Source organism: Albibacterium bauzanense (assembly GCF_004339765.1).
GTDB classification, from domain to species: domain Bacteria; phylum Bacteroidota; class Bacteroidia; order Sphingobacteriales; family Sphingobacteriaceae; genus Albibacterium; species Albibacterium bauzanense.
In genome coordinates, this window is the sequence record NZ_SMGO01000002.1 from 98,735 (window position 1) to 116,078 (window position 17,344).

Annotated in this window: 17 protein-coding genes; 6 read left to right on the plus strand and 11 right to left on the minus strand. The window is 36.6% G+C overall.

Translation table 11 applies throughout. The annotated features are described in order from the left end of the window. Nucleotides 1–63: 63 nt before the first annotated feature. Nucleotides 64–966, minus strand: a complete 903-nt coding sequence (locus C8N28_RS06235; protein ID WP_132222722.1) for a TIM barrel protein — start codon at nt 964–966, stop codon at nt 64–66. Nucleotides 967–1,139: 173 nt separating this feature from the next. Here C8N28_RS06235 and C8N28_RS06240 point away from each other — a divergent pair, with 173 nt between their 5' ends. Next, on the plus strand, nt 1,140–1,913 hold the full coding sequence (locus tag C8N28_RS06240) for an NUDIX hydrolase (RefSeq protein WP_132222724.1): 774 nt from the start codon (nt 1,140–1,142) through the stop codon (nt 1,911–1,913). Between the two features lie 7 nt (nt 1,914–1,920). Here C8N28_RS06240 and leuS read toward each other — a convergent pair whose 3' ends face one another. After that, nucleotides 1,921–4,701 (minus strand): leucine--tRNA ligase, encoded by a 2,781-nt coding sequence (gene leuS, locus C8N28_RS06245; RefSeq protein ID WP_132222726.1) that lies wholly within the window; start codon nt 4,699–4,701, stop codon nt 1,921–1,923. A gap of 120 nt (nt 4,702–4,821) precedes the next feature. Between leuS and C8N28_RS06250 the strand changes: the two genes are divergently transcribed. From C8N28_RS06250 to C8N28_RS06270, 5 genes are read left to right on the plus strand one after another with little or no spacing between them, the layout of a single operon-like run. Then, on the plus strand, nt 4,822–5,700 hold the full coding sequence (locus C8N28_RS06250; RefSeq protein ID WP_132222728.1) for a cell division protein FtsX: 879 nt from the start codon (nt 4,822–4,824) through the stop codon (nt 5,698–5,700). Between the two features lies 1 nt (nt 5,701). Continuing rightward, nucleotides 5,702–5,938 (plus strand): DUF3098 domain-containing protein, encoded by a 237-nt coding sequence (locus C8N28_RS06255; protein ID WP_132222730.1) that lies wholly within the window; start codon nt 5,702–5,704, stop codon nt 5,936–5,938. A gap of 3 nt (nt 5,939–5,941) precedes the next feature. Continuing rightward, entirely contained in the window at nt 5,942–6,736 is a 795-nt protein-coding gene (locus C8N28_RS06260) for an undecaprenyl-diphosphate phosphatase (protein ID WP_132222732.1), read from the plus strand. Continuing rightward, nucleotides 6,736–7,458: a tRNA pseudouridine(55) synthase TruB gene (gene truB, locus C8N28_RS06265; protein ID WP_132222734.1), complete on the plus strand. Its 723-nt coding sequence runs from the start codon at nt 6,736–6,738 to the stop codon at nt 7,456–7,458. Before C8N28_RS06260 ends, truB begins: the two co-directional genes overlap by 1 nt. Before the next feature lie 35 nt (nt 7,459–7,493). Next, the gene (locus C8N28_RS06270) at nt 7,494–8,477 is read left to right on the plus strand and encodes a bifunctional riboflavin kinase/FAD synthetase (protein ID WP_132222736.1); all 984 of its coding nucleotides are present in this window, start codon (nt 7,494–7,496) and stop codon (nt 8,475–8,477) included. On the opposite strand, the gene C8N28_RS06275 is transcribed toward C8N28_RS06270, so the two are convergent. The 9 genes from C8N28_RS06275 to C8N28_RS06315 form a co-directional block, all read right to left on the minus strand. Continuing rightward, entirely contained in the window at nt 8,454–8,990 is a 537-nt protein-coding gene (locus C8N28_RS06275; RefSeq protein WP_185140128.1) for a YceI family protein, read from the minus strand. The two genes, C8N28_RS06270 and C8N28_RS06275, sit on opposite strands and share 24 nt — an antisense overlap. Before the next feature lie 88 nt (nt 8,991–9,078). Next, nucleotides 9,079–9,498 carry an OsmC family protein gene (locus C8N28_RS06280; protein WP_132222740.1) on the minus strand — a complete coding sequence of 140 codons (420 nt, stop codon included), beginning with the start codon at nt 9,496–9,498 and terminating at the stop codon, nt 9,079–9,081. Nucleotides 9,499–9,518: 20 nt separating this feature from the next. Continuing rightward, nucleotides 9,519–10,688 (minus strand): trans-sulfuration enzyme family protein, encoded by a 1,170-nt coding sequence (locus tag C8N28_RS06285; RefSeq protein ID WP_132222742.1) that lies wholly within the window; start codon nt 10,686–10,688, stop codon nt 9,519–9,521. 132 nt (nt 10,689–10,820) lie between these two features. Then, the gene (locus tag C8N28_RS06290; protein WP_132222744.1) at nt 10,821–12,059 is read right to left on the minus strand and encodes a sulfate adenylyltransferase subunit 1; all 1,239 of its coding nucleotides are present in this window, start codon (nt 12,057–12,059) and stop codon (nt 10,821–10,823) included. Nucleotides 12,060–12,086: 27 nt separating this feature from the next. Continuing rightward, a complete protein-coding gene (gene cysD / locus C8N28_RS06295) occupies nt 12,087–12,977 on the minus strand; it encodes a sulfate adenylyltransferase subunit CysD (RefSeq protein ID WP_132222746.1) in 891 nt (296 codons plus the stop codon). Nucleotides 12,978–12,991: 14 nt separating this feature from the next. Continuing rightward, complete coding sequence (locus C8N28_RS06300; RefSeq protein ID WP_132222748.1) at nt 12,992–13,711, minus strand: phosphoadenylyl-sulfate reductase; 720 nt, start codon at nt 13,709–13,711, stop codon at nt 12,992–12,994. A 10-nt stretch (nt 13,712–13,721) separates the two neighbouring features. Further along, nucleotides 13,722–14,441 (minus strand): precorrin-2 dehydrogenase/sirohydrochlorin ferrochelatase family protein, encoded by a 720-nt coding sequence (locus C8N28_RS06305; RefSeq protein ID WP_246012765.1) that lies wholly within the window; start codon nt 14,439–14,441, stop codon nt 13,722–13,724. Next, complete coding sequence (gene cobA, locus C8N28_RS06310; protein ID WP_132222750.1) at nt 14,422–15,186, minus strand: uroporphyrinogen-III C-methyltransferase; 765 nt, start codon at nt 15,184–15,186, stop codon at nt 14,422–14,424. The genes C8N28_RS06305 and cobA overlap by 20 nt, the downstream gene beginning before the upstream one ends. A gap of 9 nt (nt 15,187–15,195) precedes the next feature. Continuing rightward, on the minus strand, nt 15,196–17,295 hold the full coding sequence (locus C8N28_RS06315) for a HEPN domain-containing protein (RefSeq protein ID WP_132222752.1): 2,100 nt from the start codon (nt 17,293–17,295) through the stop codon (nt 15,196–15,198). Nucleotides 17,296–17,344 lie beyond the last annotated feature (49 nt).

Here is a 17,344-nt window from a genome sequence, read left to right on the forward strand (position 1 = left end):
AACTTATAAGAAAGCCCTTCAACAATTAATTGTTGAAGGGCTTTCTTATAAATGTATCAAATCCTAAGAATAGATATTTTTATTCAACCATTTCACACTTTCTGCTACATCATCAATAGTTTTGGCTCCATCCTGTTCAATAAAAGTATGCTGCACCCCGGAAAGCTGTGAATTTTCAAAAATCCGTTTAAAATCAACCTTCCCTTTTCCTACACTGATAGGCCGATTAGTTGATGGGTCGATATCTTTCACATGCCATAAAGGAAAACGGGCAGGATATTCCTTAAACATTTCAACCGGATCCATACCAGCTTGTGTAGCCCAAGCAAGATCTACTTCCATAAAAACCTCATCTTTACTTGTGTTATCAAGAATATAGTTATAAGCACTTACTCCGTCAATCTTATCAAATTCCGATTCATGGTTATGGTAGGCGAATTTCATTCCACTTTTCTTTGCTGCTTCACCTGCTTTAGCAAAAACTTCTGTTGTTTCCTTTATTTCATCCATGGTCGACTCTGCAGACATAGAGCATATAACCCAAGGACATCCACCCTCAGCTGCCTCATCGATTACCTGTTGCAAATTATCACGGAAGTTTGTCAGCTTTCCAAACTGATTGTTTTTTGGCATAACTCCAAACACATGATTACCGATCCATTTCATTCCCAAATCATTAACCATAGCAGCAAACTCTTTCGGTTTATGACCATAATAAAGCCCGCCTGTATAAGCTGTTGCAGTCTCTAATTCTAAAATACCAATATCTGCAATCTGTTTCAATGCAACCTTGGTATCAATTTCTTTGTTATTAAGAAGGAAACCCAATGTATAAGTTTGCAAACCTATTGCAGGATAATTAGCCGCATAACTCTTAAATATTGAATTTCCGCGACTTAATCCTGGTAACATACTGGCAACAGCCAATGCACCGCTAGTCTTTAAAAAAGATCTTCTATTAACCATAATTTATCGTTTACTTTTTTTATTAATAGTACTATTTAACTATTGCGTTATAAATACACAATAAAAGTAAACAACTATTTTAACAATCCATAATTATTTTATTCGGAAATTATTTTCACTTTCGAACAGTTATTGGCTTTGCTTTTTAAAACATTATATTATTAGCTTTGATTATGAATACAAAAGAAGAGTTGCATGATTTCATAAAAAATGGCCATCTTCATTATTTACCCCATCTTGCAATAGACTGTGCTATTTTTGGATACCATAATCAAAAACTAAAGATTCTATTGGGAAAAAGAAGCATGCAAAACGGGTGGAGTCTACCTGGCGGTTTTTTTGGAAAAAAAGAAAGCCTTTCTTTTGCGGCAGCAAGAATACTGAAAGAACAAACTGGATTAGATCAGGTATTTTTACAACAATTCTATACTTTTGGAGACAACGAATACAGATTAAAAGATAAAGGCGATTCTCTTCCAAAAGAGTTTTATGAAATATATGGTGAAGACAATTGGTTAGCAAAACGAACCATCGCCATTGGCTTTTATGCCCTGGTTGATTTCTCAAAAGTAAAGATCAGTCCTGACTTGTTTTTTGAAGAATTCCAGTGGTTTGATTTTAATGAAATACCTTCCTTACTGTATGATCATAACGATATGATTGACAAAGCAACTAAAGTCCTTCGTCAACAATTATTTCACCAACCAATTGGTTACAATTTACTAGATGAAGAATTTACTTTGCCAGAAATCCAATCTCTCTATGAAACCATTTTAAACAAATCACTTGATAGAAGAAATTTTCCTAAAAAACTAATCAGTCATAGCATCATTAAAAAGCTACCAAAGAGAAGAAGCATCGGACCACATCGTTCTCCTTACCTATATTCTTTTGATAAAGAAAATTATTATAAAGCCCTGAAAGAAGGTATAATCCTGGTGTTCTAAAATTCTGTTATAGTACGATATTTACAATCCTACCTTTCACAACAATTACTTTTTTAGGAGACTTGCCATCCAGGTATTTCTGCACATCCTTATTCTTTAAAACCTCTTCTTCAACTTCAGAAACTTCCATATCCAATGAAAGTTGAATCTTCATCCGTACCTTTCCATTAACAGAGATTGGATAAACAAATTCACTCTCAACTAAATGTTGTGGATTAAATATAGGATACGTAGCGTAACTTATTGTACCTGCTTGATTTCCCAATTTCTCCCATAAGTCTTCTGTAATATGTGGAGCATAGGGCGAAAGCACAATACACAAATCCTGTAGAATCTCTCTTTTATTACATTTAAGGTCAGTTAACTCATTAATGCAGATCATAAATGCAGAAACAGAAGTATTAAACGAGAAACGATCGATATCCTCCTGAACCTTTTTAATAATCTTATGGAGGGCCTTTAACTCAGCTGGTGTTGCCTTATCTTCTGATATATTAAAATTAAAATCAGCATCATGAAAAAGCTTCCAGAACTTACGTAGAAACTTAAATACTCCCTCAATACCGTTTGTATTCCATGGCTTACTTTGCTCTAAAGGTCCTAAGAACATTTCATACATTCTCAATGTATCAGCCCCATATGCTTCAATAATATCATCCGGACTAACTACATTAAATTTCGACTTAGACATTTTTTCTACTTCATGTCCACAATGGTACTTACCATTCTCTAATATAAATTCAGCATCCTTATATTCAGGTCTTGAGGCTTTAAATTTCTCAATATTTAAGATATCATTAATAACAATATTAACATCGACATGAAGGGCATTCGTTTTATAATTATCTTTCAATCCGTATGAAACAAACGTATTGGTCCCTTTACCTTCTTCATCCAATACCCGATAAATAAAATTAGATCTCCCCTGAATCATTCCCTGGTTAATCAACTTTTTGAAAGGCTCTTCTTCAGGAACATAACCTAAGTCTTTAAGGAATTTATTCCAAAAACGGCTGTATAACAAATGGCCGGTAGCATGCTCAGATCCTCCGATATAAAGATCGACGGCATGCCAGTAATTAACGGCACTTTTCGAAACAAACTGCTCCTTATTTTGAACATCCATGTAACGATACCAATACCAGCTAGAACCTGCCCAGCCAGGCATAGTACTTAATTCATAATCATATTGATCCTGATATTTCCAATTCTTTGCTCTACCCAAAGGAGGCTCGCCACTTTCGGTAGGAAGATATTGATCAACTTCTGGCAATATCAATGGCAATTCACTCTCTTTCATTAAATAGGGCAACCCATTCTTAAAATAAACAGGAACAGGCTCTCCCCAATAGCGCTGGCGACCAAAAATAGCATCGCGCATTCGATAATTTACTTTTCCTTTTCCCTTATGCATCTCCTCCAATTTTTCTAATAAAAATGGAACCGCTTCTGAATAGGTCATCCCATTGATAAGGTCAGAATTAATATACTTTCCATCTTTTGATGGATCTGCTTCTTGTTCAATATTCTGTTGATCGTGAATTGGGATAATTGGCAAGTCAAAGTGCTTTGCAAAAAGATAATCGCGTTGATCGCCTGATGGAACTGCCATAACGGCTCCAGTCCCATAACCAGCCAATACATAATCAGCAATCCAGATTGGAATAGATTCTCCAGTTAAAGGATGAGTTGCATAACTACCTGTAAAAGCACCTGATACTGCTTTAGTATCAGCCATTCTCTCCAGCTCCGATTTCTTCTTAGTCTTTTCAATATAAGATTCTATTGCAGCTTTTTGCTCAACTTGAGTTAGTTCACTAACCCATTCATGTTCGGGTGCTAAAACAATAAAACTAACTCCGTATATAGTATCTACACGTGTAGTAAAAACTTCAATATCTTTATTGGCTTCTGTCGTAAAATTAACTAAAGCACCAATACTTTTACCAATCCAGTTCCGCTGCATTTCAACCAAAGGATCCGGCCAATCAATGGTTTCAAGACCTTGCAATAAACGTTCAGCATAAGCAACAATACGCATACTCCATTGCATCATCTTTTTTTGCTCTACCGGATAACCTCCTCTTTCAGATAAACCACCAATAACTTCATCATTGGCTAATACAGTTCCGAGCGCTGCACACCAATTCACAGAACTTTCTCTTAGATAAGCAAGTCGGTACTTCAACAATTCACGTTGCTTTTCTTCTTCTGTAAAATCATTCCATTCCTCAGGAGAGAACTCTCTTATATCCTCATCAGAAACAGCGTAAATACCGACACTCCCTTTTTCCTCAAAATGTTGAATAAGCTGATCGATAGGTTCGGCTTTATCACTTGCAAGATTATACCATGCATTAAATAGCTGCATAAATATCCATTGTGACCAATGGTAGTAATCAGGATCGCTGGTACGTACCTCACGACTCCAATCAAAAGAAAAACCTATTTTATCAAGTTGAACACGGTAGCGATTTATATTTTCCTCTGTAGTTATTGCCGGGTGCTGACCTGTTTGAATAGCATATTGTTCTGCCGGCAAACCAAAAGAATCAAAACCCATTGGATGCAATACGTTGAATCCTTTTAACCGTTTATAGCGTGCATAAATATCTGAGGCAATATATCCAAGTGGATGACCAACATGCAACCCGGCACCCGAAGGATAAGGAAACATATCCAAAACATAATATTTTGGTTTTTCCGACGTATTATTTACTTTATAAGTTTGGTTGGCCGCCCAAAATTTTTGCCATTTTCGTTCTATTTCCTTAAATTGGTAATCCATTTTATTGCGTTTTCAAGCTTAATGGCAAAAATAGAATTTTTTTACGGCATTGGGAGTTTTTGAATAAGGATAGTCCTTTTCTCACATCATTTAGTTAATTTCGCACTTTAATACTTGGACATGGAAGAATTTGAAGTAAGTACAACCTCCAGAAAAACAAAATCAGTATATATCTCTACGGTAATAAGTATTGCTTTGGTGCTATTAATGACTGGTTTGTTAGGTTTAATCCTGGTTCACGCAAAGAATCTTTCCAACTACGTTAAAGAAAACATCGTTCTAAACATCATCTTGGATGGAGATGCTAAAGAAGCGGAAGTGCTGAATTTTCAAAAAGAAATCAATGCAGATAAATATGTGCTCAAAACACAATATATAAGCAAAGAACTTGCCGCCAGAAACTTACAACAAGATCTAGGAGAAGATTTCGTTGAGTTTTTAGGCTATAATCCTTTACTATCCTCTATTGATGTATATCTAAAAGCAGAATATGCAAACAAAGACAGTATTGATGTTTTCACCAAACAGATTACAGAAAATAAAATGGTTAACGAGGTTGTATATCAAGAATCTTTAATTGATATGGTCAATCAAAATATCCGTATAATAGGATTGATTATTCTTGGATTCGCATTTATACTATTAATTATTGCGGTTGCATTAATTAACAATACCATTCGTCTGGCAATCTATTCTCAACGCTTTCTGATTAAAAGTATGCAGATGGTGGGAGCAACCAAAGGTTTTATTCGAAAACCATTTATCGGTTATGGCTTAGTCCATGGCCTTTTAGGTGCACTCATCGCCATCATTATGCTAATGCTTTTACTGTACTTCGGACAAGAACAAATTCCTGAATTAGTAATCCTGAGAAATTACTATGAATTTGCTTTGATCTTCCTTGGCGTTATCATCCTCGGGATACTAATGTCCGGCCTTAGTACTTACTTTGCAGTGTCAAAATATCTAAGATTAAGAATGAACGATTTATACCGTTAAAATGGCTCAAAAAACGAAAGAAACCACCCAAAAAAACCAATCATCAGGAATGGTATTTGGCAAAATAAATTACCAGTTTATGCTGGCCAGTATATTAGTAGTTGCCCTAGGATTTTTTCTAATGTCGGGAACTACAGATATTTATAGTTTTACAAAAATAACCCTAGCACCCATTGTTGTTATTATTGGATTCGCATTAGGATTTGTTTCTATCCTGATCAGACCAAAACGTAATTAAGCTATGACTTTATTTGAGACGTTAGTCTTAGCTATTATTGAAGGCCTAACAGAATTCTTACCGGTTTCATCAACCGGGCATATGATTATAGCGACCTCCTTATTGGGCATGGAATCCTCGGCTTTTGTAAAGTTATTTACTGTAGCAATTCAACTGGGTACTATTCTCTCTGTTGTTGTTCTTTACTTCAAACGTTTTTTCAGATCAATCAATTTCTATTATAAGCTATTGGTAGCTTTTATACCTGCCGCAATTTTTGGTTTGGTCTTTAATGATCTGATTGATGATATGCTTGAGAGTCCCATGACCGTTGCAATATCGCTGGTTATTGGAGGGGTTGTTTTATTATTTGTTGATAAATGGTTTAATAATGCTGAAATTAACGACTCCGATGAGATTAGTTATGCAACAGCCCTAAAGATTGGCTTGTATCAGTGTTTAGCGATGATTCCAGGAACTTCCCGCTCAGGCGCAAGCATTGTTGGAGGGATGTCTCAAAAGCTAAGTAGAAAGGCTGCAGCCGAATTTTCATTTTTCCTGGCAGTACCCACTATGTTTGGAGCAACCGTTAAAAAGCTGATCGATTTCTATAAAGGTGGTGATACACTTACTTCTCATGAAGTAGGAATGTTGTTTGTAGGAAACGTAGTTGGCTTCATTGTTGCCATTATTGCAATCAGGTCCTTTATTGGCTTCCTCACTAAAAACGGATTCCAACTCTTCGGCTGGTACCGTATTATAGTTGGAGCAGTCATTATAATATTATTGCTGAGTGGGCAGAGTTTAAGTATGGTGTAATGAATCAAGTTGAAAATATAAGTTTTCCAACCTTTAATTTTGAAGAAGGAGAGGTTCTATTAATTGATAAGCCACTACGTTGGACAAGCTTTGATGTAGTTGGAAAGATAAGAAACTCCATAAAACCCCTTAAAGTTAAAGTAGGTCATGCCGGAACATTAGATCCATTAGCAAGTGGCTTACTAATTCTTTGTACTGGGAAAAAAACAAAGATCATTGATCAATTTCAAGCTCAGGAGAAAGAATATACAGGAACTATCCATTTAGGAGCAACCACCCCTTCTTATGATTTAGAAACCGAAATAGATCAGGAGTTTGATATTAGCCACATAACTCCAGAACAGATTATAAAAGCTACTCAGCAATTCACGGGCGAGATCAGTCAATTTCCTCCACCCCATTCTGCTATAAAGATTGATGGTGAACGTCTTTATGAAAAGGCTCGCAGAGGAGAAGTTGTTGAACAAAGACCTAGATTAGTTAATATCACTACCTTTGAAATAACTGCTATAAATATGCCTGAGATAAGCTTTCGGGTTGTTTGTAGTAAAGGAACATATATACGTTCACTGGCTTTTGATTTTGGAAAGGCTTTAAATGCGGGGGCTTACCTGAGTTCTCTTCGTCGGACCAAAAGTGGCGATTTCTCTGTAGAGAATAGCTATAAAGTAATGGAACTGGTGAATCATATACGTTCACTAAACCAAAAGATTACACAGTAAATTATTGAAGAAAATCGAGATTATCTTGCATTCATATGAAAATCTATAGAAACATAGAAGATTTTATACCTGTTGATAATGCAGTTGTCACTATAGGAACATTTGATGGTGTTCATATAGGTCATCAGAAGATTTTATCGAACCTCAGGGAGAGTGCGAAAGAAATAAATGGAGAAACAGTTCTGTTAACTTTTTTTCCTCATCCCCGAATGATATTGCATCCGGAAGATGACAGCTTACGATTAATTAATACAATTGAAGAAAAAGCACATCAATTAGCAGCTTGCGGAATTGATCACCTGATTATTACTCCATTTACAAAAGAATTCTCCCAACAAAGTCCGGAAGATTATATTCGTGATGTTTTAGTAAGCAAAATAGGAACAAAAAGGATTGTAATTGGTTATGACCACCGATTTGGAATCGATAGATCGGGATCCCTAAGCGACCTTCTTTTCTATGCACCGATATTCGGGTACAGCGTTCAGGAAATTCCAGAGCAAGATATCAATGCAGTTACGGTTTCATCTACTAAAATACGAGAGGCTTTAATAAAGGGGCAGATTGAAGTAGCAAATAGTTTCTTAGGCTATCCATATGAACTTACAGGAACTGTTATTAAGGGAAAAAAGGTAGGAAGAGAAATAGGCTTTCCAACAGCAAACCTTTCAATCGACGAGAGCTATAAACTTATTCCGGCATATGGAATTTACGCTGTAGAAGTATCCATTGTTAATCATATTCAGATTAAGGATGGTGAATTTGAGGATCAAAAAGAATACGAAAAATTTAAAGGTATGGGCTATATCGGCACTAGTCCCACTGTAGATGGCACGAAGAGAACTATTGAAGTTAACTTATTCGATTATCATGATAATCTATATGGCAAAACTTTGCGTGTTAAATTTCTACATTTCGTTCGACAAGACATCCGCTTTGATTCACTCGAAGAAATGATTCAACAAATTGCAGAAGATGAGAAGACAATCAAAAACCTATTGTCTTATAAACTGCACTGATATCTGAAACCGTATTATATCTCCCACAACAACAGAACCTGCCTCTGTTACCGCATTCCAGCTTAAGCCAAATTCTTTACGGTTAACCTTACCAGAAACATCAAAACCTGCTTTAAAATTCCCATAGGCATCCGTCGTTGTCCCACCAAATTCAACATCAACATCTATTGATTTAGTAATTCCTCGGATTGTTAAATCACCAGTCAAAACAAATTCATCACTTTCATTACCTTTTGCCTTTAAAGAAGTTGATTTAAACGTTATAGTGGGATGATTAGCCGCGTCAAAGAAATCAGCTGAACGGAGGTGTTCATCACGAGGTTCCTGATTGGTGTCAATACTTGCTACATCAATTGTAAAGTCGACCTTAGCAGAATCAAAGCTATTATCATTTGGAGTCTCAACTGTACCGTTAAATTTTCTAAACTTACCAGAAACGGTTGAAATAACGAGATGCTTGGCTTTGAAATTTACTTCTGAGTGTGTAGGATCCAATACCCATTTAGTTGCCATAATTTGTTGGTTTTAATAACATTCATATTGTATGAAAACAATACGTTATCTCCACTAACAAACAATGACAAACATTTGTTTATGAAAACTAGGAAAGTATAATTTCATAGGTAATTTCTACTCCCCCGGAAGCGAGCATATCATGAACTGAACAATATTTTTTAACAGCTAGTTCTGCTGCCTTTTCAGCTTTTTCAAGTGAGATTTGATTCCCCTTTATAAAGAACTTAATATGAATATCAGTAAACACCTTTGGGATAACATCCGTTCTATTCCCTGATATTTCAATTTGTATATCCTGAACATCCTGTCTTTGTTTCTTCAATATACTAATAAGATCAAGCACACTACAAGAACCCAAAGCCATTAAAACCAATTCCATTGGTCGAACACCCAAAGCCTCGCCACCTATCTCCGGCGAACCATCAATATGTACTTTTACTTCAGAACTCGATGATGAGCCTTCAAAATGCACTGCTTGATTAGCGAGTTTTAAATTTACTTCCATTTCAACCCTTATTATTTTTCTTAATTGCTATTTCTTAATGCTTGCAAAATATCTTCTTGTATATCTTCGATAGCTTCTAAACCAACAGATATCCGGATACTTCCTGCTAATATACCTAAATTCACACGTTCCTCTTCAGACAGTTTTGAATGTGTGGTAGATGCCGGGTGTGTTACAATTGTCCGGGAATCTCCCAAATTAGATGTTATTAAAATCATCTTCAAACTATCCATAAAACGCTGTGCCTGCTCATATCCACCTTTCAGAACAAAAGTTACCACACCTCCTCCTTGTTTCATTTGTCTCTTAGCCAACTCATATTGTGGATGTGACGGTAAAAAAGGATAACGAACTAATTCTATTTCAGGTTGCTGTTCTAATAACTCAGCAATAACCAATGCATTACTGCAGTGGCGATCCATCCTCAAAGGAAGTGTTTCCAGACTTTTAGATAATACCCAAGCATTAAACGGTGACATCGCCGGACCTGTATGACGGATAAAGAATAACATTTCATCAATCAATTCCTGTTTTCCTACAACCACGCCACCTAATACCCGTCCTTGCCCATCCATATATTTTGTGGCAGAATGACTTACCAAATCAAACCCATATTGAACTGGTTTTTGCAAATAAGGAGTAGCAAAACAATTATCAATATTCAAAATAATATGCGGATATTTCTTTTTAAACCCACCAAGCCATTCTAAATCTACCAATTCAAGACCCGGATTAGAAGGTGTTTCAAGAAATATCATCTTAGTATTATCCTGAACAGCCTTTTCCCAATCTTCTGGCTTTCCAGCATCAACGTAAGTATGAGTTATTCCCCAACGAGAAAATAATTGAGTAAACAATTGATGGGTAGAACCAAAAATGGCACGACTAGAAACAATATGATCACCACTTTTTAAAAGGGCAGCAAAAGAAGCAAATACCGCCGCCATTCCTGATGAAAATGCGAGACCGGCTTCAGCACCTTCTAAAGCACAAACTTTCTGAATAAATTCGGTGGTATTTGGATTCGAATATCGTGAATATATAATACCTTCTTCTTCATTGGCAAATACAGCACGACACTGCTCAGCATCGTCAAAAATAAAGCTAGACGTTAAATATAATGGTACTGAATGTTCCCGGTTTTGAGAGCGAGGGAACTGCTCGCGGATGACTTTGCTTTCGTCTTTCATTGAATTTGATTACATAGAACAAGACTAAAAGCAATATCATTTAGTCTTGTTTATTCCCTGCGAATTTAATGAAAACAATAGACCTTCAGGGAATTATTTTTGTAAAATAACAGCTCTTTTTGACAGAAAATTCTAGCTAAACATCAAGGCACCAACCGTAAGGTTTGTACGGGTATCAATTAAGATAGCTCCACCGGTCGCTTTATTCTCTGCATAAGTATCAACTACCAATTCATCAGCAGATCTAATTCTAACCTTTCCAATATCATTCAAAGAAAAGGTATCAGCAGGAATTTCTTCAAGCGTATTAATATTAACTTTATGAAGTATATCCTGAATTTTTACACGAGATAACTTACTATTTGTTTGAAGAAGATAAGTCTGCGATAAATCTAAAGGCCGTAAATCCATCCAGCAGATAGAAGCTTCAATATCTTTCGTAACTTCAGGAATATCAGCAGCTGATACAATAAGGTCTCCCCGGCTGATATCAATATCGTCTTCTAAACGAATAATAACCGATTCACCCTCTTCCGCATCCACCTTTTGCTCATTATTCAGCTCAATATGGGTAATGGTACTTCTAAAACCAGAAGGCATAATTGCCACTTTATCTCCAACTTTAAAAGAACCTCCAACAATTCGGCCTGCATAACCACGGTAATCATGAAGTTCATCTGTCTGTGGCCTTACAATCCACTGCACAGGAAATCTCCCTTTACCCGATGTCGCAAATGGCTTTACATCAACAGTTTCTAAAAAATGAATCAATGAAGGTCCATCATACCAAGGCATATTCCTTGATTTAATAACAATATTATCTCCTCGCAACGCACTAACCGGAATAAATTCAATATTCTGGATCGTTAATTTGTTCGAAAATTGCAGATAATCACTCTTTATTTTCTCAAAAGATTCCTGGTCATAATCAACCATATCCATTTTATTAACGCAAACCAGTACGTGCTGAATATTCAATAAAGAGACTAAAAATGTATGACGAATAGTTTGTTCAATAACACCTTTACGGGCATCAATTAAAATAATCGCAAGATCAGCGCCAGAAGCACCAGTTACCATATTTCTGGTGTACTGTATATGTCCCGGAGTATCAGCAATTATAAACTTGCGTTTATCTGTCTGAAAGTACTTATAAGCAACATCAATCGTTATACCTTGTTCTCTTTCAGCCTTTAAACCATCCGTTATTATAGCCAAATCTACCGTTCCGTCATCGTTCTTACGGTTCGCACTTTTTATTGCTTCAAGCTGATCCTCTAATATAGAATCTGTATCATAAAGTAAACGACCAATTAATGTACTCTTTCCATCATCAACGCTTCCCGCAGTTATGAATTTTAATATATCCATTTTATAGTAATTCTTGTTTTCAATCAATTAAAAATAGCCGCCTTTTTTACGGTCTTCCATGGCTGCTTCTGAAACTTTATCATCCATCCTAGCCCCTCTCTCAGAAATACGAGATTGACTGATTTCAAGAATCACACCATCAATATCACTTTTATCCGACTCAACTGCAGCCGTACAAGTCATATCACCAATGGTTCTAAAACGAACTTGTTTACGCTCAATTTTATCTTCATGATCAAGATTTAAACTTGGGTCTGCGGTCATCCATTGTCCATTACGATAAATACAATCACGCTCATGAGCAAAATATAAGGAAGGTATCTCTATATTTTCTCTTTTAATATAATTCCAAACGTCTAATTCAGTCCAGTTGCTGATAGGGAATACCCGAACATTCTCTCCCTTCTGAATCTTACCATTGAATATATTCCAAAGCTCAGGCCTTTGTCTCTTAGGATCCCATTGTCCAAACTCATCACGAACAGAAAATATACGTTCTTTTGCTCTGGCCTTTTCTTCATCTCTACGTGCACCACCAATACAGGCATCAAAACCATTCTGTTCAATAGTCTCTAATAAAGTAACAGTTTGTAATGGATTCCGACTAGCATTTTTACCTTTTTGCTCTACTACTTTTCCTTGGTCAATTGCATCCTGAACATTTCCTACAATCAATCTCTCACCCAATTCTTCAATTAAATTATCACGAAAAGTTATCGTCTCAGAAAAGTTATGTCCTGTATCGATATGTACCAAAGGAAAAGGAAATTTCCCAGGTCTGAAGGCTTTTTTCGCAAGATGAACTAAAGTAATTGAATCTTTCCCTCCTGAAAATAACAAAGCAGGTTTTTCAAACTGGCCAGCTACTTCCCTTAATATTGATATTGCTTCTGCTTCTAAATGATCTAAATAATCCATTTCAATCTATAATTTTATACACTTTCTGATGCAGGATCCGTAATATGTAGCCCACATTCTTTTTTACTTTTATCTTCCCACCACCAACGTCCGGCTCGAAAATCTTCTCCAGGTTGAACAGCCCTTGTACAAGGAGCACAACCTATACTCGGAAATCCGCGATCATGCAAGGCATTATAAGGTACATTATTCACCCGGATATACGACTTCACTTCTTCCAATGTCCACAAAAACAAAGGATGAACCTTAATCAACTGATGGCCTTCGTCCCACTCAATCCAATGCATCTGCTCCCGATTTAAAGATTGGTCAGCACGAATTCCTGTTATCCATATCTTTTTACCTTTTAAAGCCCGATTCAAAGGTTCAACTTTTCGGATTCCACAACATTCCTTGCGGTTATCAACCGACTCATAAAAACTATTTGGCCCCTTCTGGCCAATCATCGCTTCAAGCTTTTCATGATCCGGATAGTAAGCCTTAATATCTTTCTTATAACGATCACGCATTCTGCTCCAAACCGAATAAGTTTCAGGAAAAAGCCTGCCTGTATCTAAAGTAAATACTTCGATTTCTAAATTATTGGAAAATATCATATCAGCAATTACCTGATCTTCCCAACCAAAACTTGTAGAAAACGTAATTTGATCCTTAAACCTCTCAGCTAGTAATGCTAATACCTGCTGCGGTTCAAGATCTTTTATTAACTCTTCAACTTCTATTATTTTATCCATTGCATTACATTTAAAATCTCCAAAGAAGGAGAGCAAAAATAATCAAAACTAAAAGAACAGCAGTTCCAATCATTAATCTGAATGTCAATAAAGAAATAGTCAGCGTTTTAGGCTTATCAACCAAGCCAGCTGTTATTTCATTTAGCTTTCTAACTTTATAAGAGAAATCTCCTTTCAACGAATCCCGAACCGCATTTAAACGATCCAGAGTTTCATCTATTTCATTAGGAAGAGCATCATTAAGCACTTCCTTTAAACGCTTGGCAAATGTTGGCGATTTACCATTTGTAGAGATAGCTACCTTTAGGTTTCCTTTTTTTACGATAGATCCTAAATATAAATCACATAAATCAGGAGTATCTGCCACATTCAATAAAATCCCCCGTTCTTTTGCTAGCTCATAAATATATTCATGGAGACCACGATTATCAGTAGCTAAAATAATAAGAGAAATTCCATCTAAATCACTTTCTTCGAAGAACCTCTTCTCAATATGAACATGAGGATAGCCAGAAGCAAAAGATTCAAATTCAGAAGACACCTCTGTTGCTACAACTAAAATATTTGCTAATGGGTCATTTCCTACAAGTGCGGTAAGCTTCTCCAAACCCACATTTCCAGCCCCTAATAACAGAGTATGGAAATTCTGAAGCTTTAGAAATATCGGAAAAAGCTCATTCGTGCTCTTCATCTCCTGCTTATCAACTGTTTCAAATATTAATGAGTTCATTTTCACGAATCAATTTTTGATAGTCTGCATGAAACGACACCACTTCTCCAATAACAATTACTGCCGGCGACTCAATATGCAGCTCTTTAGCAACATTTTCAATAGACTGAATATCGGCTACAGCTATTTTCTCATTGGGCATTGCTCCATTCTGAATAATAGCAATCGGCAAAGAATCGCGGCCCGCTTCTTTATAAATACGAACAATTTCCGGCAACTTTCTTACTCCCATCAATATAACAACTGTGGCAGAGGTCTTCGCTGCTGTATAAACATCTTGCGCAATCTTTCCTGATGATGTAGTTCCTGTAATAACCCAAAAGCTTTCTGTAGTTCCACGATGCGTAATAGGAATCCCTTGTAAACTCGGAACACCAATCGCACTCGAAATACCAGGAATTACTTCTGTTTCAATATTATTCTTATGTGCAAATTCTATCTCTTCATATCCTCTTCCAAAAACAAAAGGATCTCCACCTTTCAAACGTACTACATGGCCATGAGAAAGTGCATATTTAACCAACATTTCATTAATCTGATCTTGGCTATAAGCATGCTTATTAGCCCTCTTCCCGACATATATTTTCTGAACTGCCTGTGGACAATATTGCAAAAGCTCCTCACTCACTAAAGCATCATATAATACAATATCAGCTTTAGCCAGAGCTTTTAATCCACGTAAACTAATTAAATCCGTACCTCCAGGCCCTGCTCCGACCAATGTTATTTTTGAACTTACTGTCATCTTTTCTAATTAGCTATTCGCTAGTTCACGAACCTTGCTTACAATTTGATAAAACTCATTAGCATCTTTTAAATAAGATGCTGCAAAAGCCTGCGTCGGTTCATTGTCTTTTATTTGCATAATAATGTTTGTGAAACTATCTCTAAGTTTGATTTCACCAGTTTCAATAAAGTTCTCTTCAAAGGCCTTAATAGTAGCTACTTGCGTGCTATTATTAACTCCTTTATCTAAAAGGAGAGCTTTGGCTCCTGTAATGAAAACATTATAGGTATGAAAAATAGAGTCAGCCCATGCACCAATTTCATAGCTCTCATTAGCCCACTCAAGTTTCTCTTCTGTCTCGAACAATAGAGTCGCAACTAAATCGATTATCACACCCGCACATTCACCTACACCAATCGCTGGCTCATACAATACGGTATGGCCCCAATCAACATATTCGTCTTCAGTCAATGTTGTTAAATCTGCCAAAGGCTTTAACAAACGATAAAAATAATCCTTCGTTTGACGATCGAAATAATCATGAAAAAGTTCGCTATCAACCGAATTATCCTTAAAATCATCAATAAGATAATTTAATGCTTTGGTTACTCGCTTAGAAGGCACCTTAATAACCCGTTCAGCTGCTCTGCCAATACCGCCACCTAAAGAAGCACCTCCTAACATAATCTGAGCTGCAGGAACAACCGACTTGCCGGCTTTTAATGAGCTACCATGAAATCCGATATGAGCCAAACTATGCTGTCCACATGAGTTCATACATCCGCTTATCTTGATCTTCAAATCACGGTTGTATATTAAGTCGGCATATTCATCCAAGATTACCTTTTCAAGTACCCTTGCCATTTCTGTACTATTAGAAATACCCAGGTTACAAGTATCCGTTCCCGGACAAGTAGTAATATCTGCTACACTATCAAAACCAGGAGCGGCTAAATCTAGCTTTGTTAAAACTTCATATACATGAGAAAGACCCTCTTCCTTAACAAATTTGATCATCAGGCCTTGATTTTGCGTAATGCGAATCTCATCAGCAGCATAAGGTCTTATACCGTCTACTAATATCCGAGCCTTGGCTGTACTAAGATCACCGGTAGGAACCTTTACAAACACACAGAAATACCCATCTTGTTTTTGCTCAAAAACATTCGTTTTGCGCCATATCTCATAGGCTAACGGATTAGCAACTTCAATGGCTTTTACATTTTCGTAATCAGGCAAATCAAGAGGTTTGATTTTATCCCTGTCAATTTTATATGATTTACTCTTTATAGATGGCCGCTCTTCTTCAATCAAACGCAAAGCCTCATCTACTCCAATCTTCTGAATAACAAATTTGAAACGAGCCTTATTACGATTATTTCTTTCTCCTACCCGGCCAAATACCCGGATAGTAGCTTCAGTAAATGGAATAATTTGATCTTCATGCAAGAATTCATGCGCTACATAAGCCATCATAGGCTGAGCACCCAAGCCCCCGCCAATCATTACTTTAAAACCTCGCTCTTCAACTCCATTTACCACTCTCACTCTTGGAACAAAGCCCAAATCGTGGATATAAGCAAATGCAGTATCTTTCTCACTTGAAGAAAAAGAGATTTTAAACTTTCTACCTAATTCCTGGCAAATAGGATTACGAACCAGGTACTCAAACATCTCGCGCGCATAAGGAGAAACATCAAAAGGCTCTTCCCGGTCAATACCAGCAGTAGGAGATGCAGTAACATTCCGCACTGTATTACCACAAGCCTCACGCAATGTAATATCATCTTCAGCAAGTTTCGCCCAAAGTTCAGGGGTACGATCCAGGCTTACAAAGTGAATTTGAATATCCTGCCTTGTAGTTAAATGCAGGTTTTTAATAGCATATTCATCCGAGATATCAGATATCTTTAACAATTGCTTAAAAGTCACCTGACCAAATGGAAGTTTTATCCGCACCATTTGTACACCAGGCTGCCGTTGACCGTAAATTCCACGGGCCAAACGTAAACTCCTGAACTTGTCATCATCAATCTTTCCATCTCTAAACAAACGGATCTTCTTCTCCAGATCAATAATTTCCTTTTCTACAATTGGATTTTCTAATTCTGTGCGAAAGCTTTGCATCTTCTTATTTTTATTAATAAAAAAACCTCTTTTTTTCATAAGAGGCTTA

Coding starts and splice junctions, on each gene's coding strand:
- leuS (WP_132222726.1), bottom strand. CDS start 4,701: ATGGATTACCAATTTAAGGAAATAGAACGAAAATGGCAAAAATTTTGG.
- C8N28_RS06260 (WP_132222732.1), top strand. CDS start 5,942: ATGACTTTATTTGAGACGTTAGTCTTAGCTATTATTGAAGGCCTAACA.
- C8N28_RS06270 (WP_132222736.1), top strand. CDS start 7,494: ATGAAAATCTATAGAAACATAGAAGATTTTATACCTGTTGATAATGCA.
- C8N28_RS06235 (WP_132222722.1), bottom strand. CDS start 966: ATGGTTAATAGAAGATCTTTTTTAAAGACTAGCGGTGCATTGGCTGTT.
- C8N28_RS06315 (WP_132222752.1), bottom strand. CDS start 17,295: ATGCAAAGCTTTCGCACAGAATTAGAAAATCCAATTGTAGAAAAGGAA.
- truB (WP_132222734.1), top strand. CDS start 6,736: ATGAATCAAGTTGAAAATATAAGTTTTCCAACCTTTAATTTTGAAGAA.
- C8N28_RS06250 (WP_132222728.1), top strand. CDS start 4,822: ATGGAAGAATTTGAAGTAAGTACAACCTCCAGAAAAACAAAATCAGTA.
- C8N28_RS06255 (WP_132222730.1), top strand. CDS start 5,702: ATGGCTCAAAAAACGAAAGAAACCACCCAAAAAAACCAATCATCAGGA.
- C8N28_RS06300 (WP_132222748.1), bottom strand. CDS start 13,711: ATGGATAAAATAATAGAAGTTGAAGAGTTAATAAAAGATCTTGAACCG.
- C8N28_RS06285 (WP_132222742.1), bottom strand. CDS start 10,688: ATGAAAGACGAAAGCAAAGTCATCCGCGAGCAGTTCCCTCGCTCTCAA.
- cobA (WP_132222750.1), bottom strand. CDS start 15,186: ATGACAGTAAGTTCAAAAATAACATTGGTCGGAGCAGGGCCTGGAGGT.
- C8N28_RS06280 (WP_132222740.1), bottom strand. CDS start 9,498: ATGGAAGTAAATTTAAAACTCGCTAATCAAGCAGTGCATTTTGAAGGC.
- C8N28_RS06275 (WP_185140128.1), bottom strand. CDS start 8,990: ATGGCAACTAAATGGGTATTGGATCCTACACACTCAGAAGTAAATTTC.
- cysD (WP_132222746.1), bottom strand. CDS start 12,977: ATGGATTATTTAGATCATTTAGAAGCAGAAGCAATATCAATATTAAGG.
- C8N28_RS06240 (WP_132222724.1), top strand. CDS start 1,140: ATGAATACAAAAGAAGAGTTGCATGATTTCATAAAAAATGGCCATCTT.
- C8N28_RS06305 (WP_246012765.1), bottom strand. CDS start 14,441: ATGAACTCATTAATATTTGAAACAGTTGATAAGCAGGAGATGAAGAGC.
- C8N28_RS06290 (WP_132222744.1), bottom strand. CDS start 12,059: ATGGATATATTAAAATTCATAACTGCGGGAAGCGTTGATGATGGAAAG.